Here is a 21992-nt window from a genome sequence, read left to right as displayed (position 1 = left end):
GGGTGGTCAGTGATCGTTCCCACGCTCTGCGTGGGAATGCATCCCGTGACGCTCTGCGTCACATTCAAAAGCGGAACGCGGAGCGTCCCTGGCGGCATTCCCACGCAGAGCGTGGGAACGATCAGTGCAAGACCTTCAGTCTTCTTTCTTCATCAAGCCGGCCAGCGCGGCAAACGGGTTATGCGTGGCCTTGGCGATTTTCGGCGTGCTCAGCGAGCCTTCGCCGAAGTACTGCTGGTCGGTATAACGCGAGTGCTCGTTATCGTGGCAGTACAGGCACAGCAACTCCCAGTTCGAGCCGTCCTGTGGATTGTTGTCATGGTTGTGGTCGCGGTGGTGCACGGTCAGTTCGCTCAGGCGCTTGCCGGAGAACTCACGGGCGCAGCGCCCGCACACGTGCGGATACATCTTCAGGGCTTTGTCACGGTAGCCCATTTCCTTGTCGCGCTGATTGTCGGCGAGGATGCGATCGAGCTTCGACGTGTTGGTTGGGGTGGACGAACTCATGGGTTCACCTTTGTAGAGAGACTAATGACGGTTATGCAGCCAGTTTAGCTCAGCCCTTGAGCTTCTCGGCAATCCAGATGGTATGGCGGGTGCCCTTGTTGCCGTGGGCAAAGACTTGCACTTCCTCGGCCTTGAACCCGGCTTTTTTCAGTTTGTCGGAAAACTGCCGGTCGGCGCTGGCCGACCAGACTGCCAGCACGCCTTTGGGGCGCAGGGCTTTGGCGCAGGCGCTGAGGCCGCCGGCGGAATAGAGCCAGCTATTGGCCCGCTGGGTCAGGCCTTCGGGGCCGTTGTCGACGTCGAGCATGATCGCGTCGAAGCCCTGCGGCTCGGCTTGCAGCACTTTGGCCACGTCTTCCATGCGCACGACAGTGCGCGGGTCCAGTAGCGGGTTGCCGGCTTTCTCGCCCAAAGGGCCACGGTTCCACTCCACCACGCCGGGTACCAATTCGGCGACCACCACTTCAGCGCTCTTGCCCAGGTGCTTGAGTGCCGAGGCAAGGGTGAAACCCATGCCCAGGCCACCGATCAACACCCGTGAATTCGGACGACCGGCGACCTTGCGGCAAGGGATTTCGGCCAAAGCATCTTCAGATCCGTGCATTCGCGTGTTCATCAACTGCCCGCCGTCGCCGCCCTGGATCTTGATGACGAAATCCTCGCCATACTCGAACAGGCACAGGGCGCCGCCGTTCTCGGGAATGGGGGCGGTATCGAGCAGAACGAAACGTTTCATGGGGCTCACTTGAGGAAAAATGGCAGCACAGGGGAAGGCAAACCGACGCAGTTGGGAGTAGCCTGCAAATGACAACAAGGCCAACGGAGCCATTGATGAAGCGCACCATTCTAACGGTCATTGCCATGGCCGCGCTCTCGATTACTGCAGTGCAGGCCCAACCGCTGCAATCTCTGCCTGTCAGCCCTGCACCCATGCCCGGTTCACCGGGTACCGCGACGCCTACGCCGTATCCGCAAATCAGCCCGGCGCCTTTGCCCAAAGTGGGTCCGGGCAGCGGCGGTCCGCCGTTGGTGCCGATCGAAAGGCCGAGCCCGCCGATCAAGGATCAGCCGTTGCCTGGCATTGAGACAAACCCGCCGAAAGCCAAGTCGCCCGGTGGTTAGACCTGCTGTGTCAGCAGTTGCCCGTCAGCCATGCGCAGGCGTTTGGAAAGGGAGACGGCGAGGGCGCGGATGATCTTGGCGGCGATTTTCGGGGCGTCGTTGAGCATTTTTTCCAGCGAGTCCTTGCCCAGGTTCAGCAACTGACAGTTGCTCGCGGCCACACAACTGGCAGAGCGCCGCTCTCCGTCGAGTACGGCCATTTCGCCGAACGAACGACCGCTGCGCAACGTGGCGATGGTCACCTGCTGGCCGTCACTGGTGGTTTTCCGCACGGCCACCTGGCCGGTGTGGATGATGCACATGAACGTGCCGGCATCACCCTCGTGGAATATCTCTTCGCCCTCGGTAATGGTGCTGATGCTGAAATAGCCCGAAGCCGCGGCGAAGTCGGCTGGAAACAGCTGATTGAACAGGCCGCAGTCCATCAGCCAGTCGCGGATTTCGTTGTTCAGTAAGGTCGGTTCTGACATGTCGTGCGGTCTTTTTTGTTGTGTCTGTTCCGGGTTTCACATTGCCCTGTAGGAGCAAAGCTTGCTCGCGATGAGGCCGCCACATTCAATATCAATGTTGAATGAGTCGCCGCCATCGCGAGCAAGCTGTGCTCCTACAGCGGACGGTGTTCTGTCGGCTTCCGGTGTCCGGAATTAAGACCGGTTCATCAGGCCAAGTTCCTCAGGCAACGCCCAAAACCTTGAACAAAAATGCATATTCGAGTGCTACGTCACGCAATCCCTGGTATCGGCCACTCATTCCACCATGGCCGGCGCCCAGTTCGGTCTTGAGCAGCAGGGGGTTGGTGTCGGTTTTCATCGTGCGCAATTTCGCCACCCACTTGGCCGCTTCCCAATATTGCACGCGACTGTCGTTGTACCCGGCGATGACCAGCATGGCCGGATAGGCTTGCGCCTTGACGTTTTCGTACGGGGCGTAGGCCTTGAGTCGATCATAGACATCCGGCTCCTGCGGGTTGCCCCACTCATCGTATTCGGTGACGGTCAGCGGCAGGTCCGGGTCGAGCATGGTGTTGAGCACGTCGACGAACGGCACTTCTGCAATCGCCGCACCGAACAGCTCCGGGCGTTGATTGAGCACCGCGCCGATCAACAGGCCACCGGCGCTGCCGCCACTGATCGCCAGTTGCGGTGCACGGGTGAATCCATTGGCGATCAAGTGCTCGGCACAGGCAATAAAGTCGCTGAAGGTGTTTTGCTTGTGTTCCTGTTTGCCTGCGCGATACCAGGCTTCACCCAATTCGCCACCGCCGCGCACGTGGGCGATGGCAAACGCCATGCCGCGATCGAGCAAGCTCAGGCGCGCGTGGGAGAACCAAGGGTCGAGGCTTTCGCCATAGGCGCCGTAGCCGTACAGATACAGTGGCACCGGTTTGCCCAGCGCTTCGCGCTTGATCACCAGGCTGATCGGTACCTGCGTGCCGTCGGGGGCGGTAGCCCACAGACGCTGGCTGACGTAGGCGTCGGCATCGAACGGACCGAGCACCGGGGTTTGCTTGAGCACTTGCTGTTCGCCGTTGCTCAATTGCAATTGGCGGATCTGTGCCGGACGGTTCAGTGCTTCATAACGCAGGCGAATCCGTTCACTGACGAACTCCAGGCTGTTCTGCACATGCAGGCTGTACGCCGCGTCCGGCAGCTGCACCCGGTAGCTCGGCAAATCCTGCGGGTGAACTTCGATGATGGGCAGGCCACCTTCACGCAGGCTCAGGGTCATGGCACTCGCGTTGAGGCTCATGCCGTCGATCATCACCGTGTCACTGTGGGGGATCAGGAGCTGCCATTGGGCCTCGATCGGTGCCACGCCGGTATCGACAGCGGTGTACAACGCGAAGTTGATGCCGTCGCGGTTGGTGCGGATGAACCAGGTCCATTGGCCATCGAGTGCGCCATGGTCGACGTCGTACTCGTGGTCTTCGACCCTCGGCGCAATACAGGCAAAGGCCTGTTGTGGCTGGTTGGCGTCGAGCACCCAGACTTCGCTGGTAGTCTTGCTGCCCACGGACAGCAGCAACTGCTGTTCAGAGCTGGCGCGGTAGCAATGCATGAAGAAGCGGCCGTCCGTTTCATGGAACACTTCTTCGGCCGCCGTGCCGTCCAGGCGATAGCGGTACAGCTTGTGCGGGCGGTGGGTGTCGTCCAGTTCGCCGAAGAACAGCGTCAGGCTGTCGTTGGCCCAGGTCATGCTGCCGTCGCAGTCCTGGAACTCCAGTTCGCTGACACGTCCGTCGGACAATTCCTTCACGAACAGCGTGTAAATCTCATCGCCAGTGGCGTCGACACTGTAGGCCAGGCGTTGGTGGTCCGGGCTGATGCTGAACGCGCCGAGGGAAAAGAAACCGCCGTTGGCCAGCACGTTCGGGTCCAGCAGCAGTTGTTCCCGGCTTTCGTCGAGGGTCAGGCTGTCGTCGGCCGGACGCGGGCAGCGGTAATGACGGGCGTATTCATCGCCCGCCGTGGTGCGCGTGTAATACAGGTATGGTCCCCATGGCGAGGGCAGGGACAGGTCGGTTTCAAGAATCCGTCCCTTGATCTCTTCAAACAGAGTTTCACGCAGTTCGGCCTGATCGGCGGTTTGCGCTTGCTGATAGCTGTTTTCAGCCTTTAGGTAGTCGAGCACCGCATCGGTGTCGCGCTCCTGCAGCCAGGCATACGGGTCGGCGCCTTCGGCCTTGTGGGCGATCGGGGCGTCGCAAATGTTGGCGGATATGGGCATGAAGGGCTCTCGAACAATGTACGAAATGGTCGACGCCATCAGCGGGGCAGCCTGACGGGCGAAAAGCCGTTATCATAAGCGCCTCTTTGCCTGCCTTGCCATGGACACCATGACCGAGAACGACTATCTGATCGCTTGGGGCCTCTACGCCTTTGCCGCTTTGGGCTGCCTGTTGGTGTGGATGCGCATTACCCGCTGGATGTGGCGCTGGCTGCGTGAGCCGCTGCGGTTGCTGGTGGCGGTGCTGTTGTTCAGCCCGACGATTATTGACCCGGTGAAGGAAAAAGTCGCCCCGGCCATCGCCATTACCGCCCTGGACCTGCTGTTCAAGGTCGGCAACAACGCCTGGCGGGCCATCTCCGATCTGTTCATGTACGGCATGATCGCCTTCGGTCTCTACCTGGTCTTCGTGGCAATCCGCTTCGCCATCGAACGTGGAGCAAACGCTCGCAAGGAACAGGCTGCCGCCGCCAAAGCCGCCGCCCGTGCCGATGATCCGGAAGAAGAGGAGCATCCTTTTGGTGGTGCTGGCGATGATCGTTACGGCCGTCCACCTGTGCCGAGCAATCCCCAGCGCATGCGGGTCGAACCTCGCCTGTAACCTTGCCCCCTGCCATTGAGCGAGAGTCCGAGCATGTGTGAGTTATTGGGCATGAGCGCCAATGTCCCGACCGATATCGTGTTCAGCTTCACCGGGCTGATGCAGCGCGGCGGGCGCACCGGTCCGCACCGTGACGGCTGGGGCATCGCCTTCTATGAAGGTCGCGGCTTGCGGCTGTTCCAGGACCCGGCCGCGAGTTGCGAGTCGGAAGTGGCGAATCTGGTGCAGCGCTACCCGATCAAGAGCGAAGTGGTGATCGGCCATATTCGTCAGGCCAACGTCGGCAAGGTCTGCCTGTCCAACACGCACCCGTTCGTCCGTGAACTGTGGGGCCGCAACTGGTGTTTCGCGCATAACGGCCAACTGGCGGATTTTCAGCCGACGGCCAGTTTCTATCGCCCCGTGGGTGATACCGACAGCGAAGCGGCGTTCTGCGATTTGCTCAACCGCGTACGTGCGGCGTTCCCCGAGCCGGTCGACGTCGAAGCGTTGTTGCCGGATCTGGTGGCTGCGTGCGCCGAATACCGTAGCAAAGGCGTGTTCAACTGCCTGCTCAGCGATGGCGACTGGTTGTTCTGTTATTGCTCGACCAAGCTGGCACAGATCACCCGGCGCGCCCCGTTTGGCCCGGCACGCTTGAAGGATGTCGATGTGATCGTCGACTTCCAGGCTGAAACCACTCCCAACGACGTGGTGACGGTGATCGCTACCGAACCGTTGACCGAAAACGAAACCTGGACCCGTTACGAACCGGGTCAATGGAGCCTGTGGCGACGCGGTGAATGCGTCAGTCAGGGCCAGACCTCATAAGGATCCGATACCCATGTTGCTCAGTTATCTACGGCTGGTGTTGTTCGCGGCGGGACTGTTGATCGGTGTCCAGGTGCCGGGGTTCATCAACGATTACGCCAAGCGGGTCGAAGCGCACCTGATTGAAGCTCAGGCCGGGTTGAGCGGCTTCCAGAACACCGCCAATCAGTTTTTCAAGGGCGATATGCAGGCGCTGGTGGCGCATTACCGTGCCAGTGAAGACCCGATCTTTCGCAGCGATGCCGACAGCCTGGGAAACCTGCTGAGCCGTCAGGTTGCGCTGGATAAACAGTTCCAGGCGATGCAAGGCCCGTGGTACATCCGGTTCCTGCAAGTGGTGCTGGCGGCCGACCCGGATATCCGCAAGGAAACCTGGAATGGCTACAGCTACCAGATCCTGCTGACCCCGGAAGCGATGATCTGGGGCATGAGCGGTGCGTTGCTGCTGTCGTTCGGCATCGAGTGCCTGTTTCGCCTGATCGACTGGGTGGTGCTGGGCGGCAAACGCCTGCGCCAGAGCCGGCCGATTGAAGAGCGGGATTTACGCGGACTTTGACAGATCGTTCCCACGCTCTGCGTGGGAATGCCTCAACGGACGCTCCGCGTTCGGCTCTAATGGGACGCGGAGCGTCCCGGGTTGCATTCCCACGCGGAGCGTGGGAACGATCATCCGCTGGCCAAAACGATGTAATTCTCACCCACCTTCCGTGCATACCCCTCCAGCACCTGCTGACACAGCGCCACAATCTCTTCGGCCCACTCCACGCCCACGCGCCACGACACCACCACCTGTAAGTCCGGTGGGCGTTGATCGATGTCGAGCAAGGTCAGTTCTCCGCGCGCCAGTTCCTCGGCCACCAGTACCGGGGGCAACGCGCCAATTCCAAACCCGTCCCGAAGCAACCGGGTAATTGCCGACACCGAATTCACGCAGTTCAGTCGCGGTGCGGCCACTCCATTGGCCTGCATCAGGGCAAGCACTTCCTGATGCGGGTGGGAGTTCTTCGAGTAGGTGATGATCCGTTCATTCGCCAGGTCGGCAATGCCCGAATACGCGCGGTTATAGAGGGAGTTACTGGCAGCGATCCAGCCCATCGGGTGGCTCGCCAGTTCTAGGCTGCGCACGCTTTCCTGACGCAACAGGTCGGTCTGCAGGATCACATCGAGGAAGCCTTTTTGCAGCTGATCGCAGAGGTTCAGCGAGGTATCGGCCACCAGCTCGATTTCCACCAGCGGATAGTGATCGGTCATCTGCGCCACCAACGGGCTGAGCCACGTGTGGATCACGGTGTCCATCACGCCGATGCGCACGCGCCCGGCCTTGCTCGAGCGGGTCTCGATCGACTGCTTGAGTGCCTGCATGGTGTCCATCATTTGCTCGGCGTAATCGAGCACTTTCAAGCCTTCGGGCGTCAGACTCACGCCGCGTGAATCACGCAGGAACAACTTCACCCCAAGTTCGCTTTCCAGCACGGCGATGCGACTGGAAATCGACGCCTGGGTGGTGAACAACTTGTCGGCGGTCAGGCGAAAACTCTTGAGTCGGGCGACCCAGACAAAGGTCTCGAGGAACTTCAGGTTCATGGGATAAAGATTTCTTATGCCTAAGGCAGGTTTTTATTAGTTGGACGCAGCACGGCAGGGCGCACAAAAATCTGGCCATCCGGTTCCCACGATAGGCGTCGTCGGGGCTCAGAACAATACCAATAAAATCAGCGCGGAGATTTGCCATGAGTGCGTCCGACACCCCCGCCATTGCGAAAGCCACGGCTCGCCCGGGACCTTTCGACTGGTATCGCAATATCAATCAGCAGGAACGCCGCACCTTCTGGAGCTGCAAGATCGGCTATGGCCTGGATGGCATGGACACCCAGATGCTCAGCTTCGTGGTGCCGACCCTGATTGCCATGTGGGGCATCACAACTGGCCAGGCCGGGTTGATTCACACCAGCACGTTGATTGCGTCCGCCATCGGTGGTTGGGTCGCGGGGATTCTCTCCGATCGGATCGGCCGGGTGCGAACGTTGCAACTGACCGTCCTGTGGTTTGCCTTCTTCACCTTCCTTTGCGGGTTCGCGCAGAACTACGAACAGCTGCTGATTGCCCGTACGTTGATGGGCTTCGGTTTCGGTGGCGAATGGACCGCGGGCGCGGTGTTGATCGGCGAGGTGATTCGCGCCAAGGACCGTGGCAAGGCCGTGGGCATGGTGCAATCGGGCTGGGCGCTGGGCTGGGGCCTGACCGCGATCCTGTACGCGCTGCTGTTCTCTGTATTGCCGCCGGAAGACGCCTGGCGCGCGCTGTTCATCCTCGGCATCGTGCCGGCGATTTTCGTGATTTTCGTCCGTCGCTTGGTGAAAGATCCGGAAATCTACCGCGAAGCCAAAGCCAGGCAGGAGCCAAGCAATCCGTCGAAGTTCTACGAGATCTTCGCTCCGGGCATACTGTTCACCACGATTCGCGCTTCGTTACTGACCACCGGCGCGCTGGGCGGTTATTACGCAATCACGTCCTGGCTGCCAACCTTCCTGAAAAACGAGCGCGGTCTGAGCGTGCTCAATACCAGCGGGTATCTGGCGATGGTGATCGTCGGGTCCTACGTCGGTTATGTCATCAGCGCGTACCTGACCGACATCCTCGGCCGCAAAAAGAACTTCATCCTGTTCGCTGTCGGCTCGTTCACCATCGTTTTGCTCTACACCCAATTGCCGGTCAGCAACGGCGTGATGCTGTGGCTGGGCTTTCCGCTGGGGTTCTTCGCCTCGGGGATTTTCAGTGGCATGGGCGCGTTCCTGACCGAATTGTTCCCTACACGCATTCGCGGTTCCGGCCAGGGCTTTTGCTACAACATCGGTCGGGCGCTGGCGGCGTTGTTCCCGCTGCTGATCGGTCTGCTCAGCCAGACCGTGCCGCTGAGCGTGGGCATCGGCGCCTTTGCGGCAGTGTCCTACGGCGTGGTGATCCTTGCAGCCTTGAGCCTGCCGGAAACCCGTGGCAAGCAACTCGACGTTCAGTAACTGATAATCTGCGGACGTGTCATACGGATATGTCCCGCAGCCAAAAAGAACAAAGCCTACAGGAGTGTTCACCGTGAGCCGCCTGCTATTGAACTGCGACATCGGCGAGAGCTTCGGTAACTGGACCATGGGTCTGGACGCCGAGGTCATGCCTTTCATCGATTGCGCCAACATCGCCTGCGGCTTTCACGCCGGTGATCCGAGCATCATGCGCAAGACTGTCAGCCTCGCGCTCAGCCATGGCGTGCAGATCGGCGCCCATCCGGCCTATCAGGACCTGGTGGGGTTCGGCCGGCGCTCCATGGCCTACGCCACCCAGGAACTGCAGGATATTGTGCATTACCAGATCGGTGCGCTTGATGGCATCTGCCGGGCGCAGGGCGGACGCGTCAGTTACGTCAAACCCCACGGTGCGATGTACAACGACATGATGGCCAATCCGGCGCAATTGCGTGCGGTGCTGCAAGCTGTGGCGTCCTATGACCGCGACCTGCCGTTGATGTTGATGGCCACCAGGGACAACAGCGCCGCGCAGCAACTGGGTGATGAATATGGCGTGACCCTGTGGTTCGAAGCCTTCGCTGACCGTGCCTACGACAGCGCCGGCATGCTGGTTTCGCGACAACTGCCGGGGGCGGTGCATCACGATCCGGAAAAAATCATCGGGCAGGCGCTGACCATTGCCCGTGGCGAACACCTCACCGCCAGCGACGGCAGCGCCTTGCACCTGCAGGCCAACACCCTCTGCGTGCACGGCGACAACGCCAGTTCGGTGGCCGCCGTGCAACGGATCCGCCAAGCCCTGAACCAGCAGAGCACGTCATGAAACTGCGGGTGGAAGTGGTCGCGCTGGATTGCCTGATGGTGCGCCTGTTCGATGAGATCGCAGAAGCCAACATGCCGTGGATGCTCGCCGCCAGCGAAAGTCTGCGGGCAGCGTTTGCCGGGCATCTGATCGATCTTGTGCCGTCCTATACAACGTTGATGGTGCATTACGACCTGACAGCATTGAGCCCGGCCCAGGCCCGTGAATTGATCGCCGAAGCGTTGATCGATCTGTCGCCCAACGCGCGCACTCGTGGCACCTGTCACGTGTTGCCGGTGTGGTACGACCTGAGTGTCGGCCCCGAGCTGAGGCTGTTGTCGCAACGCAGCGGCTTGGCAGTGGAGGAGGTGATCCGGCGTCACAGCGAGCGTGAGTATCAGGTGTTCGCCTTGGGCTTTGCCCCCGGCTTCGCTTTCATGGGGCTGGTGGAAGAGGTGCTGGCCGCACCGCGCCTGAACACCCCGCGCAAGAAAGTCGCCGCCGGCAGTGTCGGCATTGCCGAGCGACAAACGGCAGCCTATCCGGTGGTGTCGCCGGGTGGTTGGAATCTGATCGGCCGCACGCCCGCCCGATTGTTTGACCGCAACCGTGACGGCTACAGCCTGATGCAACCGGGCGATACGGTGCGCTTTGAAGCTGTAGGTCATGCCGAATTCATCAATCTGGGCGGGGACGATACGCCTCTGGAGGCCCAGGCATGAGCCAGTTGACGATTGAGGCGAGTACGCCGTTGTGTCTGTTGCAGGACGCCGGCCGTTTCGGTGTGCGGCATCTGGGCGTGACCCAGGGTGGCGCCGCCGATTGGCGTTCGATGTCCTGGGCCAATTGGTTGCTGGGTAACGCGCTGGATGCCGCGGTGATTGAAATCACCCTTGGCGGGTTCACTGTTGTGGCCGAAGAAGATTGTGTATTGGCGTTGGCCGGAGCGGACCTCGGTGCACGCATCAATGGTGAGGCGTTGGCCCCTTGGCGCAGTTTCCGGCTGAACAAAGGTCAGCGTTTGCAATTCACTCAGCCATTGCTCGGTGCGCGTGCCTATCTGGCCGCACCGGGCGGGTTCGATGCGCCGAAGGTGTTGGGCAGCAGCGCGACAGTGGTCCGTGAGGCGCTCGGCGGGCTGGACGGCATGGGCCACGCGCTGACCAAAGGCGCAAGTTTGAGCTATTCGGGCAATTCAGTGATATTGCTGCGGGAATTGACCGCAGACCAGCGGCCGGACCTGAGTCTCGAGGCTCCTTTGGATCTGGTCATCGGCGCGCAGATCGGCCAATTCAGCGGACAAAGCCTGTTCGATGCGTTCAACAACGCATGGAGCCTCGACAGCCGCGCCGACCGCATGGGCATTCGCCTGTTGGGCACGGCGTTGCAGTACCAGGGCAAACCGATGATCTCCGAAGGCATTCCGCTGGGGGCGGTCCAGGTACCGCCAGACGGGCAGCCGATTGTATTGCTCAATGACCGGCAGACCATTGGTGGGTATCCGCGATTGGGGGCGTTGACGCCGTTGGCGCTGGCACGATTGGCGCAGTGTCTGCCGGGGGGGCAGGTGCGGTTGAAGCCGGTGGTGCAGGAGGTGGCGCATCGGGAACAGGTCGAGTATTTACAGCGGTTTTTGAGCCGCTAAAAGCATCGCGGGCAAGCCCGCTCCCACAGGGTTGAACGTTGTTCACAAAATTTATGAACAACACAAATCATTGTGGGAGCGGGCTTGCCCGCGATGGCGTCAGACCAGGCAACACAAATCACTTGGAAAGAAACCGCATTCCTTCCTCCAACCCGCGCAAGGTCAGCGGATACATCTGGTCATCGATCAAGTCCCGCACAATATTGGTCGATGAGGTATAGCCCCAAGTGTCCTTCGGGTACGGGTTGATCCAGATGAGCTTCTTGTACTTTTCCTTGAACCGCTGCATCCACACATAACCGGCTTCTTCGTTCCAGTGCTCGACACTGCCACCGGCCTGGGTGATTTCATACGGCGCCATGGCGGCGTCGCCGATGAAGATCACTTTGTAGTCGGCGCCGTACTTGTGCAGCAGGTCCATGGTCGAGGTGCGCTCGGACGTGCGGCGCATGTTGTTCTTCCACACCGATTCATAAATGAAGTTGTGGAAGTAGAAGTACTCCAGATGCTTGAACTCGGTCTTGCAGGCCGAGAACAGCTCTTCGCAGATCTTCACGTGCGCATCCATCGAACCGCCGATATCGAACAGCAGCAGCAACTTGACGGTGTTGCGCCGCTCCGGTCGCATCTGGATGTTCAGCAACCCCGCGTCCTTGGCGGTGTGGTCGATGGTGCCATCGATGTCCAGCTCTTCTGCCGCGCCCTGGCGAGCGAACTTGCGCAACCTTCGCAGGGCGACCTTGATGTTGCGGGTGCCCAACTCGACCGAATCGTCCAGGTTCTTGTATTCACGCTGGTCCCAGACCTTGGCCGCCTTGCCCTGGCGCTTGCCGGCGTCGCCGACTCGAATGCCTTCCGGGTTGAAACCACCGGAACCGAACGGGCTGGTGCCACCGGTGCCGATCCATTTGTTGCCACCGGCATGGCGTTCCTTCTGTTCTTCCAGGCGTTTCTTGAACTCTTCGATCAGCTTGTCCAGGCCACCGAGGGACTGGATCGCGGCGCGCTCTTCATCGGTCAGCGAGCGCTCGAACTCCTTGCGCAGCCAGTCTTCCGGAATCAAGGCCTGCAGGTGGTCGTCGAGCTTTTCCAGGCCATTGAAGTAAGCACCGAAGGCCCGGTCGAACTTGTCGAAATGCTTTTCGTCCTTCACCAGGATCGCCCGGGACAAGTAGTAGAACTCGTCCATGTCGGCGAAGGTCACGCGCTGTTTCAGCGCGTTGATCAAGTCCAGCAGCTCGCGTACCGAGACCGGCACCTTGGCTGCGCGCATTTCATTGAAGAGATTGAGCAACATGGGTTGACGCCTGTTCAGTAGTGCTTAGCGGCTGCCGCGACGACTCATGAACGCCAGACGTTCAAGCAATTGCACGTCTTGTTCGTTCTTTACCAAGGCACCGGCCAGCGGCGGGATAGCCTTGGTCGGATCGCGTTCGCGCAGCACCGCTTCGCCGATGTTGTCGGCCATCAGCAGCTTCAGCCAGTCCACCAGTTCGGAGGTCGATGGCTTCTTCTTCAGCCCCGGCACCTTGCGCACATCGAAGAACACATCCAGCGCTTCGCTGACCAGGTCTTTCTTGATGTCCGGGTAGTGCACGTCGACGATTTTCTGCAGGGTGCTGCGGTCCGGGAAGGCGATGTAGTGGAAGAAGCAGCGACGCAGGAAAGCGTCCGGCAGCTCTTTTTCGTTGTTGGAGGTAATGATGATGATCGGACGCTTTTTCGCCTTGATGGTCTCGTCGATCTCGTAAACGTAGAACTCCATCTTGTCGAGTTCTTGCAGCAGATCGTTAGGGAATTCGATGTCGGCCTTGTCGATTTCATCGATCAGCAGGATCACCCGTTCGTCGGACTCGAAAGCTTCCCAGAGCTTGCCTTTTTTCAGGTAATTACGGACGTCGTGGACCTTTTCGTTGCCCAGTTGCGAGTCGCGCAGACGGCTCACCGCGTCGTACTCGTAAAGGCCTTGATGAGCCTTGGTGGTGGATTTGATGTGCCAGGTGATCAGCTTGGCGCCAAAGGATTCGGCCAGTTGTTCGGCGAGCATGGTCTTGCCGGTGCCCGGTTCGCCCTTGACCAGCAATGGCCGCTCCAGGGTGATGGCGGCGTTGACCGCCAGCTTCAGGTCATCGGTGGCGACGTAGGCCTGGGTGCCTTCGAACTTCATCTGCTAATCCTCGAACGGTAACGCCGACCTGAAGAGGCAGGGCGGGGCGCAATAAAATAGTCAGCCCCGACTATAACGCGCTGCCCGGTCGACTGTGAACGCAGACGGCTTATTCAGTCTCTGAATGGAGCGTCACATCTTGACTCAGTCTCGGCGGCTGGCCAGTATTGAGCTATCGCCACAATGGCGATAGCTTGCGATGCATGTCTACCAAATATCGGTTTCGAGATACCTATCGCATTCAGTTGCGCGAAAAGGATCATCCGCCACCTCACGTCCACCTGGTCGGTGGCGGGCTGGATGTGATGTTGAGCCTGGAAACCATCGAAGTGATGGCGGGCAAGGCACCGCCGCTGATTATCAAGGAGGCGCAGCAATGGGTCAGGGCTCATCAGGCGCAATTGCTGGAGGATTGGAAACAATGTTACCCATGAAACGACCACGATTGTCGGCGGTTCAGGCTTTGCCGGATTACCGGATGGCCCTGACCTTCATTGACGGTCAGCAATTGATTCTGGATTTGAGCCAAGACCTGCAAGCCTTTGCGGGGCTACAACCGCTGTTGGGAAGTGCTTTTGAACAGGTCGTGCTGGGGGATGACGGCTGGTTCGTCGAATGGCCCGAGCAGGACATTCAGATTGGCGCCGATACCTTGTATCTGGATGCTCTCGCGCAAAATGCGTCGGATGAAAATACCCGCATTTTTATCGACTGGCGTGCACGCACCGGCTTGTCACTCAATCAGGCCGCCGAGGCACTGGGAGTTAGCAGCCGCAGTATCAGCCGCTACAGCAGCGGTCGCGAGGCGGTGCCACGTTCTCTGGCTTTGGCGTGTCTGGGCTGGGATTATTTGCAACTGCAATCGAAAAGCCCCAGGGCAGCCGAGGAAAACGGCCGCTACATCGTCACGCGTAAGCGTTAATCGCTATCCGGCTTCGATCGCTCGTAGCGCGCATTGAATGCCTGGATGAAACCATTGCGCAAAATCTGCAAAAACGCTTCGAAAGCGCTGATATCTTGCTGGTGCACGCTGCCGCTGAGTTCGACCCGGGTGGCGAACTGGTTTTTACCCTGATTCTTCAGCACGGTTTCGGTACCGCCCACCAGCGCTTCCCAGACTGATCGGAACAGGCCTTTTTTTTCGTTTTCCACGTCTTGTTGCCAGTTGAATACATCGACGTCGCGCAACAGCGGCTTTATGTAGCCCTTGAGCCGGCCTTTGTTCGCTTCGGCTTCGATCACCACATCGCCATGGCCGGCATTGAAGTCGAACTTGCCATAGGCAGAAGCAAAGTCATTCATGCGTTTGAGCTCGATTTTCCTGGCTCGCATGCGGAATTCAAACTCCTCGAAATTGCTCATTGGATCGAAGGTCGCAGTGGTTTCAAGCGGTGCGTGCCCCAGCAGCAACGCCTTGCCTTCGAACCGTGCGTCGCGTTTGCCTTCGGTGTCGACCACGTTGGTCAGGTTGAAAATGCTCGCGTCGACATTGGTGGCATTCATGTTCACCGGAGGTTTTGAATTGAAGTTACGGAAACTGATTTTGCCGTCCCGGATCCGCACTTCGTTCAAGGTGATGGGCAACAGTTTGCCCAGCTGCGCCCGCCAGTCGGTGCCCTGGCCGGTCTGAGAGTTCTTCTTGTTGGCGCCACCGTCGACGAAGTTCACTTCGGGTTTGATGAACTGGACTTCGGCGACGACCGCATGGTCGTGCCAGAGCGAGTGCCAGCTGACAGAGAGGTCGATCAACGGCGCATTGACGAAGGGTACCGGTACCTTGCCATCGACCTTGACGATTTTCAGCCCGTTGATTTTGTAGGCGCCACGCCACAAGGCCAGGTCCACGTCGGTAATCTGGCCGCGATAATCACCCATGTCTGCCAACCGGTCGTTCAAGTAGTCACGCACCAGGTAGGGCAGTGCGAAATGCAGGACAATCAGCAGCACAACAAGGCCGGCGAGGGTCCATAGCGGCCAGCTGTATCGACGTTTCATAGTGGCAAATCTCTGGCGATCTAAAGCCATTGACTGCACTGGCGTCTGGACGTTCGACTCGACTGGACGCCTACCGGCAAGAGGCTTACCTTGATGCCCTATTTCAATGCTGTCGTAAGGACCCAGCCATGAGCCGTATTTTTGCTGACAACGCCCATTCCATCGGCAATACGCCGCTGGTTCAAATCAACCGTATTGCCCCTCGCGGTGTGACCATCCTGGCCAAGATCGAAGGGCGAAACCCCGGTTACTCGGTCAAATGCCGGATTGGCGCCAACATGATCTGGGATGCCGAAGGCACCGGCAGACTCAAGCCGGGCATGACCATTGTCGAACCGACTTCCGGTAACACCGGTATTGGCCTGGCATTTGTCGCCGCCGCGCGGGGCTACAAACTGATGCTGACCATGCCGGCATCCATGAGCATCGAACGCCGCAAGGTGCTCAAGGCACTGGGGGCCGAACTGGTACTGACCGAGCCGGCCAAAGGCATGAAGGGTGCCATTGAAAAGGCCGGGGAAATCGTCGCGAGCGATCCGTCCTCGTACTTCATGCCGGCACAATTCGATAACCCGGCAAACCCGGCCATCCATGAAAAAACCACCGGTCCGGAAATCTGGAATGACACGGATGGCGCGGTGGATGTTCTGGTGGCAGGTGTAGGAACCGGTGGAACCATTACCGGTGTGTCGCGGTATATCAAGAATACCCAGGGCAAACCGATTCTCTCGGTGGCCGTCGAACCGGTCGTTTCGCCGGTGATCACTCAGTTGATGGCCGGTCAGGAAATCAAGCCGAGCCCGCACAAGATCCAGGGAATTGGTGCCGGTTTCGTGCCGAAGAACCTCGACTTGTCGATGGTTGATCGCGTCGAGCTGGTCAGCGACGAAGAGTCCAAGGCCATGGCCCTGCGTCTGATGCAGGAGGAAGGCATTCTGTGCGGTATCTCCTGCGGTGCGGCGATGGCGGTAGCGGTGAGGTTGGCCGAAACCCCGGAAATGCAGGGCAAAACCATCGTGGTGATCCTGCCGGACTCTGGGGAGCGCTACTTGTCGAGCATGTTGTTCAGCGATCTGTTTACCGACCAGGAGAACCAGCAGTAAACCGCTTTCGTTCGGGTGAGGATGGAGAAGGGGCATAGGCCTTCTCCATCGAGGCTGATGGTCGTCAGCCAGCGTTCAGGCCCTGCGTGTTAACAAGTGCTTTGTTGCGTAATCGTTAACACTGAATGTCGGGGCCGGCGGGTTTTTCCCTTGGTTGGTCATGTTTATCATGCCAGCAGCAACGTCGGGTAAATGGCGTTGTGTAACGTGTCTGTCACCAAGGAGCTGTTGATGACCTTTTCCTTTGCCGCGAAGGCGTCGTTGTTGCTGCTGTTTCTGGGCAGTACCCTCTATGTGCATTTACGTGGCAAGGCGCGTTTGCCGGTCCTGCGCCAGTTCGTCAACCACTCGGCCCTCTTTGCCCCTTATAACGCCCTGATGTATCTGTTTTCCAGCGTGCCTTCGAAACCTTATCTGGACCGCAGCCGGTTTCCCGAGCTGGATTGTCTTAAGGACAACTGGGAAGTCATTCGCGACGAAGCGATGGACCTGTTCGACGAGGGTTATATCCGCGCTGCGGAGAAAAACAACGACGCCGGATTTGGATCGTTCTTCAAGAAAGGCTGGAAGCGCTTCTATCTCAAGTGGTACGACAAACCATTACCTTCGGCAGAGCTGCTATGTCCGAAAACAGTGGAACTGGTCAGCAGCATTCCCAACGTCAAGGGCGCGATGTTTGCGCTTCTGCCAGGCGGCAGTCACCTCAACCCGCACCGTGATCCATTCGCCGGTTCCCTGCGTTATCACCTGGGCCTGTCAACCCCGAACTCCGATGACTGCCGCATCTTCGTCGACGGTCAGGAGTACGCCTGGCGCGACGGTGAGGACGTGATGTTCGACGAGACTTATGTGCATTGGGTGAAGAACGAGACCGACAAGACTCGCGTCATCCTGTTCTGCGATATCGAGCGACCGTTAAGCAACCGATTGATGACCCGCATCAACCGTTCGATCAGTGCTTTTCTGGGCCGCGCCACCGCACCGCAGAACCTCGATGACGAACGGGTAGGCGGTATCAATCAGGCGTATGCCTGGAGCAAGCGCTTCAGCGACACATTCAGCGGGGCAGTCAAACAGTGGAAACGCGGTAATCCCAAGGCCTACCGAGCCTTGCGCCCGGTGTTGGCGGTGGTGGTGCTGATGGTGTTGGGGTACTGGTTGTTCGGGTGATTGCCTGCATCACAAAAACTCGGATGTAGCATAGGCCCGGCACTAGGCGCCGGGCCTTTTTCATTTGCTCAACGCATGCTCGGCCCTTACCGAATTCATGAACGCCTGCATCGCCGATGACTGGATGCGATGACGTCGTGTGATCAATCCGTAGGGTGGCAAGCGTGCTTCGAATTTGATCGGCAACACAGCCAGCAGGTCGCGGCCGGGATAATCCTCGACCACCGACAGCGGTGTGACGCCGAGCATGTCGGTTTGTTGAATCAACGACAGCAAGGTCATGATCGAGGTGGTTTCGACGATGCTGCTCGGGATGTCGACCCGGGCATTGTGGAACACCTGATTGATGATCGCGCGCATCGGGCTCGGGTGCTGTTGCAAGACCCAGGTCATGTTCTGCAACTCGGCCCAGCTCAGTTGCGTCTCCTTCGCCAATGGGTTTTGCGCACCGGCGATCACGCACAGGGCTTCTTCGCCAAGGCTGTCGAACAACAGTTCTTCGGCACGTGCGCCGACCGGGATCCGCCCCAATACGACGTCCAGTTGATCCTGCAACAGCGCCTGCACCAGCACGTCGCTGGTGTCGACCTGAATGCTCATCGACAAGCGTGGATGGCTTTGTTTCAAGGTCGCGATGGTGCGTGTCAGCAAACCCGAAGCCAGTGCCGGGATCGCGCCGACTGCCACCCGGCCCAGATTGCCGGATTCAAGTGCGACCAGTTCTTCGCGCATGCCGCTGAGTTCGGCGAAGACCATGCGCGCGTAGTAAATGACGGTTTCGCCGAACGGGGTGGGGCGCATGCCGCGGGGTAGGCGTTCGAACAACTCGACACCGAGCAAGTCCTCGGCTTCGTGGAGCATTTTGGTGGCAGCGGGTTGGGTCATGCCGATGTGATCGGCGGCGCGGCGCAGCGAACCGAATTCCTGTAACGCCAGCATCAGGCGCAGTTGGCGCAGACGCAGTCGACTATGGATGACATTGGCAACAGGAATTCGGGTCATGGGCTGCGCTCGCAGAAAAGTCTGTGGCAAGCCTGACAACAAATGTCAGGCGTTGCCAGCTTTGCTGTGTCACAGCACCGATTTTGCCTTGGCGACGTGGGATTTGCGCAAGCCCAACAGCGTGCCCAGCGCCTTGGATATCAACGGCCAGAACAGCATCAGCAGCGCTGCAGTGGTCAGGCTGCCGACCAATGGGTTGGACCAGAAAATCCCCAGTTGCCCGTCAGAGAACAGCATCGACTGACGGAATGCATCTTCGGCCTTGTCTCCCAAAACCGCCGCCAGCACCAGCGGCGCAATCGGGTAGCCGAGTTTCTTGAACAGGTAACCCAGCGCACCGAAGCCCAGCATCAGCACGACGTCGAAGAACGAGTTGTGCACCGAGTACGCGCCGATGGCACAGACCATGATGATGATCGGCGCGATGATCGAAAACGGAATGCGCAGGATCGAGGCGAACAGCGGCACAGTGGCCAACACCACGATCAGGCTGACCACGTTGCCCAGGTACATGCTGGCGATCAGGCCCCAGACGAAGTCATGTTGTTCGACAAACAGCGTCGGCCCGGGGTGCAGGCCCCAGATCATCAAGCCGCCGAGCATTACCGCCGCCGTGGCCGAACCTGGAATACCCAGGGTCAGCATCGGCAGCAGCGCGCTGGTGCCGGCGGCGTGGTCGGCGGTTTCCGGGGCGATCACGCCTTCGACTTCGCCTTTGCCGAAGTTCTCGCGGTTCTTCGAAAAGCGCCGTGCCAGGCTGTAGCTCATGAACGATGCCGCCGTCGGGCCGCCGGGGGTGATGCCCATCCAGCAACCGACCAGGGTGCTGCGCACAATGGTCCACCAGTAGCGTGGCAATTTCGCCCAGGTGCGCAAGATCACCATCGGTGTTATGCGTGCGTGTTCACCGCGGAACACCAGGCCTTCCTCTACCGTGCAGAGGATTTCGCCGATGCCGAACAGGCCGATCACCGCCACCTCAAAACTGATCCCGGTCATCAGGATCGGCTGATCGAACGTCAGGCGCAAATTGCCCGAAACGGTGTCCATGCCAACGGCCGCCATGGCGAAACCGATCATCATCGCCACCACGGTTTTCAGCGGCGGGTTCTTGCTCATGCCAATGAACGTACAGAACGCCAGCAGGTACACCGCGAAGAACTCCGGTGAGCTGAAGGACATGGCGAACGCGGCGATTTTCGTCGACAGGAACGTCAGCAGCAACACGCCGCACAAGGCACCGATCAGGGCCGAACTGAACGCGGCGGTCAACGCTTCGGCAGCGCGGCCTTCGCGGGCCATCGGGTAGCCGTCGAAGGTGGTCGCCACCGATGAGGGTTCACCGGGGATGTTGAACAGGATCGAGGTGATCGAGCCGCCGAACAGCGCGCCCCAATACATGCACGACAGCAGAATGATCGCCGACACGGGCGACATGGTGAAGGTCAATGGCAGCAACAGTGCCACGCCGTTGGGGGCGCCGAGACCGGGCAACACACCGACCAGGATGCCCAGCAAAACGCCGACCACCATCAGGCCAATGTGGCCCGGGGTCAGGATCAGGTTCATGCCTTGCAACAGGGAATCGAATTCGCTCATTTGAAGTTTCTCCCGGCCAGGGCAATCCAGTCGCCCATCGGACCGGCATCCAGCGGGACCTTGAACCACAGCGCGAAAATCAGATAGCTGGCAAGTACCGCGCCGAGGGACACGCTGGCGATCATCCATTTGCCGTACGGTTTTGCACGGACTTTGTCACGCCACATGAACCAGGCAATGAACGCCGCCGATGCCAGGTAGATACCGGTGAACGGCATGGCAGCCACGAACAGCGCAATCGGTACAAACACCGACATCACTTGCTTGAAGGCATCGCGATTGACGAAGGCCACGCTCAAGGCGTGCCAGCGCACCAGCGTCAACACACCATTGGCGACGCTGGCGGCGCTCAGCAGCAGGCCGATGTAGAACGGGAAATAACCCGGCTCGGGGCCGGCATCACCCCAACCGATGCCTTGTTCGACACTGCCGAACATCACCACGGCGCCGATCAGGGTGGTGAACAGCGTCAGGCCGAGTTCGACCCAACGGGTGCCGACCAGCGCCGGTGAATCCGAAGAATGGGACATCAAACACCTCCAGCAGGTGACGGCCGCCCTTGAGCGAGCGGCCCTGGCAACTTCAGTTTTTCAGCCAGCCGGCTTCCTTGAACACCGGAGTGACGCGGGCGGTGTCTTTTTCGATGTAGGCGGTCAAAGGTTCGCCTTCGAGGAACGTCGGCACCAGCGCGTTCTGTTTGACGTAAGCCTTGAACTCATCAGTCTGGGTGACTTTGCGCATCAGCTCGACATAGAACGCCCGTTGTTCAGCGCTGACATCGCCGGGCATGAACACGGTGCGTGGGAAGCGATACTGGTCGATACCCAGGCCTTGCTCATGACAGGTCGGTACGTCGGCCCAGGATTTGTCGCCGGCGACTTTTTCGGTATAGCCCATGCGCTCCTTACTGAAGACGCAGAGTGGTTCGACCTGATCGCCACGCCACTGGCTGATGCTTTCGCTGGGGTTGTTGACGTTGGCGGCGATGTGTTTGCCAGCCAGTTGGGTGGCGGCTTCACTGCCGCTCTTGAACGGGATGTACACCAGTTTGCTGTTGTTGGTCTGATTGAGCAGCAGGGTCAGGGTCTGGTCGACGTCCTTGGACTGGCTGCCACCCATGCGCAGTTTCGATGGATCAGCCTTGGCCGCTTCGTAGAAACCTTTCGCGTCTTTCCACGGCGCGCCTTTGTAGCTCCAGAGAATGAAGTCATCTTCGGCCACGGCGGCAATCGGGGTCAGTTCCTGCCATTGATAGCCGAGCTTGGACACCAGCGGCAGCAGGTAAATGTTGTTGGTACCGATCACCAGTTTCTCGGCATCGCCTTTGTTCATCTTCATGTCGAGGAACGCTTCGGCACCGTTGCCGCCGCCCTTGTTGAGAACGATGGTGTTGACGTCGAGCAGCTTGTGGGTGGTGATGATCGACTGGATCAGGCGACCGAGTTGGTCGGTGCCGCCACCGGGGCCACCGGCAACGACGATTTCGACGTTCTTGTCCGGTTGCCAGGCGGCCTGAGCAAGAGCAGGAAGCGCGCCAGCGGCGACCAGGGTGCAGCCAAGAAACAGACGGGAAGTGCGACGGACGAATGCATTTCGCATGATGGAAGAGCCTCGTTTTTGTATTTGTTATAAGTGACTTGTCTGCGCCGTGAAGCCGCAAGCCTGGTCCTGAGTGTGGGAAGGTGTTGTCGCCGCGTCTAGTCAAAACAATACATACACCGA

24 protein-coding genes are annotated in these 21992 nt (G+C 59.5%); 12 read left to right on the top strand and 12 right to left on the bottom strand.

The annotated features are described in order from the left end of the window. Positions 1-135 precede the first annotated feature (135 nt). Both D8U69_RS03265 and D8U69_RS03260 read right to left on the bottom strand, forming a co-directional pair. A complete protein-coding gene (locus tag D8U69_RS03265; protein ID WP_007944009.1) occupies positions 136-507 on the bottom strand; it encodes a YajD family HNH nuclease in 372 nt (123 codons plus the stop codon). 49 nt (positions 508-556) lie between these two features. Beyond that, positions 557-1243, bottom strand: a complete 687-nt coding sequence (locus tag D8U69_RS03260; protein ID WP_056856304.1) for a hypothetical protein — start codon at positions 1241-1243, stop codon at positions 557-559. A gap of 95 nt (positions 1244-1338) precedes the next feature. Here D8U69_RS03260 and D8U69_RS03255 point away from each other — a divergent pair, with 95 nt between their 5' ends. Next, the gene (locus D8U69_RS03255; protein WP_056855998.1) at positions 1339-1629 is read left to right on the top strand and encodes a hypothetical protein; all 291 of its coding nucleotides are present in this window, start codon (positions 1339-1341) and stop codon (positions 1627-1629) included. On the opposite strand, the gene D8U69_RS03250 is transcribed toward D8U69_RS03255, so the two are convergent. Both D8U69_RS03250 and D8U69_RS03245 read right to left on the bottom strand, forming a co-directional pair. Further along, the gene (locus D8U69_RS03250; protein ID WP_130906679.1) at positions 1626-2099 is read right to left on the bottom strand and encodes a cyclic nucleotide-binding domain-containing protein; all 474 of its coding nucleotides are present in this window, start codon (positions 2097-2099) and stop codon (positions 1626-1628) included. The genes D8U69_RS03255 and D8U69_RS03250 overlap by 4 nt on opposite strands. 202 nt (positions 2100-2301) lie before the next feature. Continuing rightward, positions 2302-4356, bottom strand: a complete 2055-nt coding sequence (locus D8U69_RS03245) for a S9 family peptidase (RefSeq protein ID WP_130906678.1) — start codon at positions 4354-4356, stop codon at positions 2302-2304. Between the two features lie 100 nt (positions 4357-4456). On the opposite strand from D8U69_RS03245, the gene D8U69_RS03240 reads away from it, so the two are divergent. Genes D8U69_RS03240 through D8U69_RS03230 form a run of 3 tightly spaced genes read left to right on the top strand, consistent with a single transcriptional unit; the run spans position 4457 to position 6323 of the window. Continuing rightward, positions 4457-4957 (top strand): MFS transporter, encoded by a 501-nt coding sequence (locus D8U69_RS03240; RefSeq protein ID WP_130904309.1) that lies wholly within the window; start codon positions 4457-4459, stop codon positions 4955-4957. 33 nt (positions 4958-4990) lie between these two features. After that, positions 4991-5767 carry a class II glutamine amidotransferase gene (locus D8U69_RS03235; protein WP_130906677.1) on the top strand — a complete coding sequence of 259 codons (777 nt, stop codon included), beginning with the start codon at positions 4991-4993 and terminating at the stop codon, positions 5765-5767. Positions 5768-5780: 13 nt separating this feature from the next. Beyond that, positions 5781-6323, top strand: a complete 543-nt coding sequence (locus tag D8U69_RS03230; protein WP_130906676.1) for a DUF2937 family protein — start codon at positions 5781-5783, stop codon at positions 6321-6323. 110 nt (positions 6324-6433) lie between these two features. On the opposite strand, the gene D8U69_RS03225 is transcribed toward D8U69_RS03230, so the two are convergent. After that, positions 6434-7351, bottom strand: coding sequence for a LysR family transcriptional regulator (locus D8U69_RS03225; protein WP_130906675.1), 918 nt, complete (start codon positions 7349-7351; stop codon positions 6434-6436). A gap of 146 nt (positions 7352-7497) precedes the next feature. Here D8U69_RS03225 and D8U69_RS03220 point away from each other — a divergent pair, with 146 nt between their 5' ends. From D8U69_RS03220 to D8U69_RS03205, 4 genes are all read left to right on the top strand, one after another. After that, positions 7498-8784 (top strand): MFS transporter, encoded by a 1287-nt coding sequence (locus D8U69_RS03220; protein ID WP_130906674.1) that lies wholly within the window; start codon positions 7498-7500, stop codon positions 8782-8784. A 73-nt stretch (positions 8785-8857) separates the two neighbouring features. Continuing rightward, positions 8858-9610, top strand: coding sequence for a 5-oxoprolinase subunit PxpA (locus D8U69_RS03215; RefSeq protein WP_056855990.1), 753 nt, complete (start codon positions 8858-8860; stop codon positions 9608-9610). Further along, positions 9607-10311, top strand: a complete 705-nt coding sequence (locus tag D8U69_RS03210; protein WP_056855989.1) for an allophanate hydrolase subunit 1 — start codon at positions 9607-9609, stop codon at positions 10309-10311. Before D8U69_RS03215 ends, D8U69_RS03210 begins: the two co-directional genes overlap by 4 nt. Then, a complete protein-coding gene (locus D8U69_RS03205) occupies positions 10308-11234 on the top strand; it encodes a biotin-dependent carboxyltransferase family protein (RefSeq protein ID WP_130906673.1) in 927 nt (308 codons plus the stop codon). Before D8U69_RS03210 ends, D8U69_RS03205 begins: the two co-directional genes overlap by 4 nt. Before the next feature lie 118 nt (positions 11235-11352). Here D8U69_RS03205 and D8U69_RS03200 read toward each other — a convergent pair whose 3' ends face one another. Beyond that, entirely contained in the window at positions 11353-12531 is a 1179-nt protein-coding gene (locus D8U69_RS03200) for a VWA domain-containing protein (protein ID WP_056855987.1), read from the bottom strand. Positions 12532-12555: 24 nt separating this feature from the next. Beyond that, positions 12556-13401, bottom strand: a complete 846-nt coding sequence (locus D8U69_RS03195) for a MoxR family ATPase (RefSeq protein ID WP_056855986.1) — start codon at positions 13399-13401, stop codon at positions 12556-12558. Positions 13402-13604: 203 nt separating this feature from the next. Between D8U69_RS03195 and D8U69_RS03190 the strand changes: the two genes are divergently transcribed. Both D8U69_RS03190 and D8U69_RS03185 read left to right on the top strand, forming a co-directional pair. Beyond that, entirely contained in the window at positions 13605-13835 is a 231-nt protein-coding gene (locus D8U69_RS03190) for a DUF4160 domain-containing protein (protein WP_177434391.1), read from the top strand. After that, positions 13823-14323 (top strand): DUF2442 domain-containing protein, encoded by a 501-nt coding sequence (locus tag D8U69_RS03185; protein WP_056855984.1) that lies wholly within the window; start codon positions 13823-13825, stop codon positions 14321-14323. The genes D8U69_RS03190 and D8U69_RS03185 overlap by 13 nt, the downstream gene beginning before the upstream one ends. On the opposite strand, the gene D8U69_RS03180 is transcribed toward D8U69_RS03185, so the two are convergent. Beyond that, the gene (locus tag D8U69_RS03180; protein ID WP_056855983.1) at positions 14320-15396 is read right to left on the bottom strand and encodes a DUF748 domain-containing protein; all 1077 of its coding nucleotides are present in this window, start codon (positions 15394-15396) and stop codon (positions 14320-14322) included. The two genes, D8U69_RS03185 and D8U69_RS03180, sit on opposite strands and share 4 nt — an antisense overlap. Positions 15397-15524: 128 nt before the next feature. Between D8U69_RS03180 and cysK the strand changes: the two genes are divergently transcribed. Continuing rightward, positions 15525-16499: a cysteine synthase A gene (gene cysK, locus D8U69_RS03175; protein ID WP_130906671.1), complete on the top strand. Its 975-nt coding sequence runs from the start codon at positions 15525-15527 to the stop codon at positions 16497-16499. A gap of 231 nt (positions 16500-16730) precedes the next feature. Next, positions 16731-17669: an aspartyl/asparaginyl beta-hydroxylase domain-containing protein gene (locus D8U69_RS03170; protein WP_056855981.1), complete on the top strand. Its 939-nt coding sequence runs from the start codon at positions 16731-16733 to the stop codon at positions 17667-17669. A gap of 60 nt (positions 17670-17729) precedes the next feature. Here the strand turns inward: D8U69_RS03170 and D8U69_RS03165 are convergent, their stop codons facing one another. The 4 genes from D8U69_RS03165 to D8U69_RS03150 all read right to left on the bottom strand — a co-directional run bounded on the left by D8U69_RS03165 (position 17730) and on the right by D8U69_RS03150 (position 21869). Further along, the gene (locus D8U69_RS03165) at positions 17730-18671 is read right to left on the bottom strand and encodes a LysR family transcriptional regulator (protein ID WP_130906670.1); all 942 of its coding nucleotides are present in this window, start codon (positions 18669-18671) and stop codon (positions 17730-17732) included. A gap of 69 nt (positions 18672-18740) precedes the next feature. Continuing rightward, positions 18741-20270 carry a tripartite tricarboxylate transporter permease gene (locus D8U69_RS03160; RefSeq protein WP_056855978.1) on the bottom strand — a complete coding sequence of 510 codons (1530 nt, stop codon included), beginning with the start codon at positions 20268-20270 and terminating at the stop codon, positions 18741-18743. Beyond that, the gene (locus D8U69_RS03155; protein WP_056855977.1) at positions 20267-20800 is read right to left on the bottom strand and encodes a tripartite tricarboxylate transporter TctB family protein; all 534 of its coding nucleotides are present in this window, start codon (positions 20798-20800) and stop codon (positions 20267-20269) included. Before D8U69_RS03155 ends, D8U69_RS03160 begins: the two co-directional genes overlap by 4 nt. A gap of 52 nt (positions 20801-20852) precedes the next feature. Beyond that, the gene (locus D8U69_RS03150) at positions 20853-21869 is read right to left on the bottom strand and encodes a tripartite tricarboxylate transporter substrate binding protein (protein WP_056855976.1); all 1017 of its coding nucleotides are present in this window, start codon (positions 21867-21869) and stop codon (positions 20853-20855) included. Positions 21870-21992 lie beyond the last annotated feature (123 nt).

The organism is Pseudomonas sp. Sample_16 (genome assembly GCF_004307665.1).
In the GTDB taxonomy this organism is placed as follows: Bacteria; Pseudomonadota; Gammaproteobacteria; order Pseudomonadales; family Pseudomonadaceae; genus Aquipseudomonas.
This window is presented reverse-complemented; position numbering and strand designations above follow the sequence as displayed.

What these genes read in the sequence shown, in the direction of transcription:
- D8U69_RS03185 (WP_056855984.1), top strand. Translation starts at nt 13,823, where the DNA reads ATGTTACCCATGAAACGACCACGATTGTCGGCGGTTCAGGCTTTGCCG.
- D8U69_RS03205 (WP_130906673.1), top strand. Translation starts at nt 10,308, where the DNA reads ATGAGCCAGTTGACGATTGAGGCGAGTACGCCGTTGTGTCTGTTGCAG.
- D8U69_RS03220 (WP_130906674.1), top strand. Translation starts at nt 7,498, where the DNA reads ATGAGTGCGTCCGACACCCCCGCCATTGCGAAAGCCACGGCTCGCCCG.
- cysK (WP_130906671.1), top strand. Translation starts at nt 15,525, where the DNA reads ATGAGCCGTATTTTTGCTGACAACGCCCATTCCATCGGCAATACGCCG.
- D8U69_RS03165 (WP_130906670.1), bottom strand. Translation starts at nt 18,671, where the DNA reads ATGACCCGAATTCCTGTTGCCAATGTCATCCATAGTCGACTGCGTCTG.
- D8U69_RS03265 (WP_007944009.1), bottom strand. Translation starts at nt 507, where the DNA reads ATGAGTTCGTCCACCCCAACCAACACGTCGAAGCTCGATCGCATCCTC.
- D8U69_RS03250 (WP_130906679.1), bottom strand. Translation starts at nt 2,099, where the DNA reads ATGTCAGAACCGACCTTACTGAACAACGAAATCCGCGACTGGCTGATG.
- D8U69_RS03255 (WP_056855998.1), top strand. Translation starts at nt 1,339, where the DNA reads ATGAAGCGCACCATTCTAACGGTCATTGCCATGGCCGCGCTCTCGATT.
- D8U69_RS03230 (WP_130906676.1), top strand. Translation starts at nt 5,781, where the DNA reads ATGTTGCTCAGTTATCTACGGCTGGTGTTGTTCGCGGCGGGACTGTTG.
- D8U69_RS03240 (WP_130904309.1), top strand. Translation starts at nt 4,457, where the DNA reads ATGGACACCATGACCGAGAACGACTATCTGATCGCTTGGGGCCTCTAC.
- D8U69_RS03180 (WP_056855983.1), bottom strand. Translation starts at nt 15,396, where the DNA reads ATGAAACGTCGATACAGCTGGCCGCTATGGACCCTCGCCGGCCTTGTT.
- D8U69_RS03245 (WP_130906678.1), bottom strand. Translation starts at nt 4,356, where the DNA reads ATGCCCATATCCGCCAACATTTGCGACGCCCCGATCGCCCACAAGGCC.
- D8U69_RS03160 (WP_056855978.1), bottom strand. Translation starts at nt 20,270, where the DNA reads ATGAGCGAATTCGATTCCCTGTTGCAAGGCATGAACCTGATCCTGACC.
- D8U69_RS03210 (WP_056855989.1), top strand. Translation starts at nt 9,607, where the DNA reads ATGAAACTGCGGGTGGAAGTGGTCGCGCTGGATTGCCTGATGGTGCGC.
- D8U69_RS03150 (WP_056855976.1), bottom strand. Translation starts at nt 21,869, where the DNA reads ATGCGAAATGCATTCGTCCGTCGCACTTCCCGTCTGTTTCTTGGCTGC.
- D8U69_RS03225 (WP_130906675.1), bottom strand. Translation starts at nt 7,351, where the DNA reads ATGAACCTGAAGTTCCTCGAGACCTTTGTCTGGGTCGCCCGACTCAAG.
- D8U69_RS03190 (WP_177434391.1), top strand. Translation starts at nt 13,605, where the DNA reads ATGTCTACCAAATATCGGTTTCGAGATACCTATCGCATTCAGTTGCGC.
- D8U69_RS03260 (WP_056856304.1), bottom strand. Translation starts at nt 1,243, where the DNA reads ATGAAACGTTTCGTTCTGCTCGATACCGCCCCCATTCCCGAGAACGGC.
- D8U69_RS03200 (WP_056855987.1), bottom strand. Translation starts at nt 12,531, where the DNA reads ATGTTGCTCAATCTCTTCAATGAAATGCGCGCAGCCAAGGTGCCGGTC.
- D8U69_RS03155 (WP_056855977.1), bottom strand. Translation starts at nt 20,800, where the DNA reads ATGTCCCATTCTTCGGATTCACCGGCGCTGGTCGGCACCCGTTGGGTC.
- D8U69_RS03195 (WP_056855986.1), bottom strand. Translation starts at nt 13,401, where the DNA reads ATGAAGTTCGAAGGCACCCAGGCCTACGTCGCCACCGATGACCTGAAG.
- D8U69_RS03170 (WP_056855981.1), top strand. Translation starts at nt 16,731, where the DNA reads ATGACCTTTTCCTTTGCCGCGAAGGCGTCGTTGTTGCTGCTGTTTCTG.
- D8U69_RS03235 (WP_130906677.1), top strand. Translation starts at nt 4,991, where the DNA reads ATGTGTGAGTTATTGGGCATGAGCGCCAATGTCCCGACCGATATCGTG.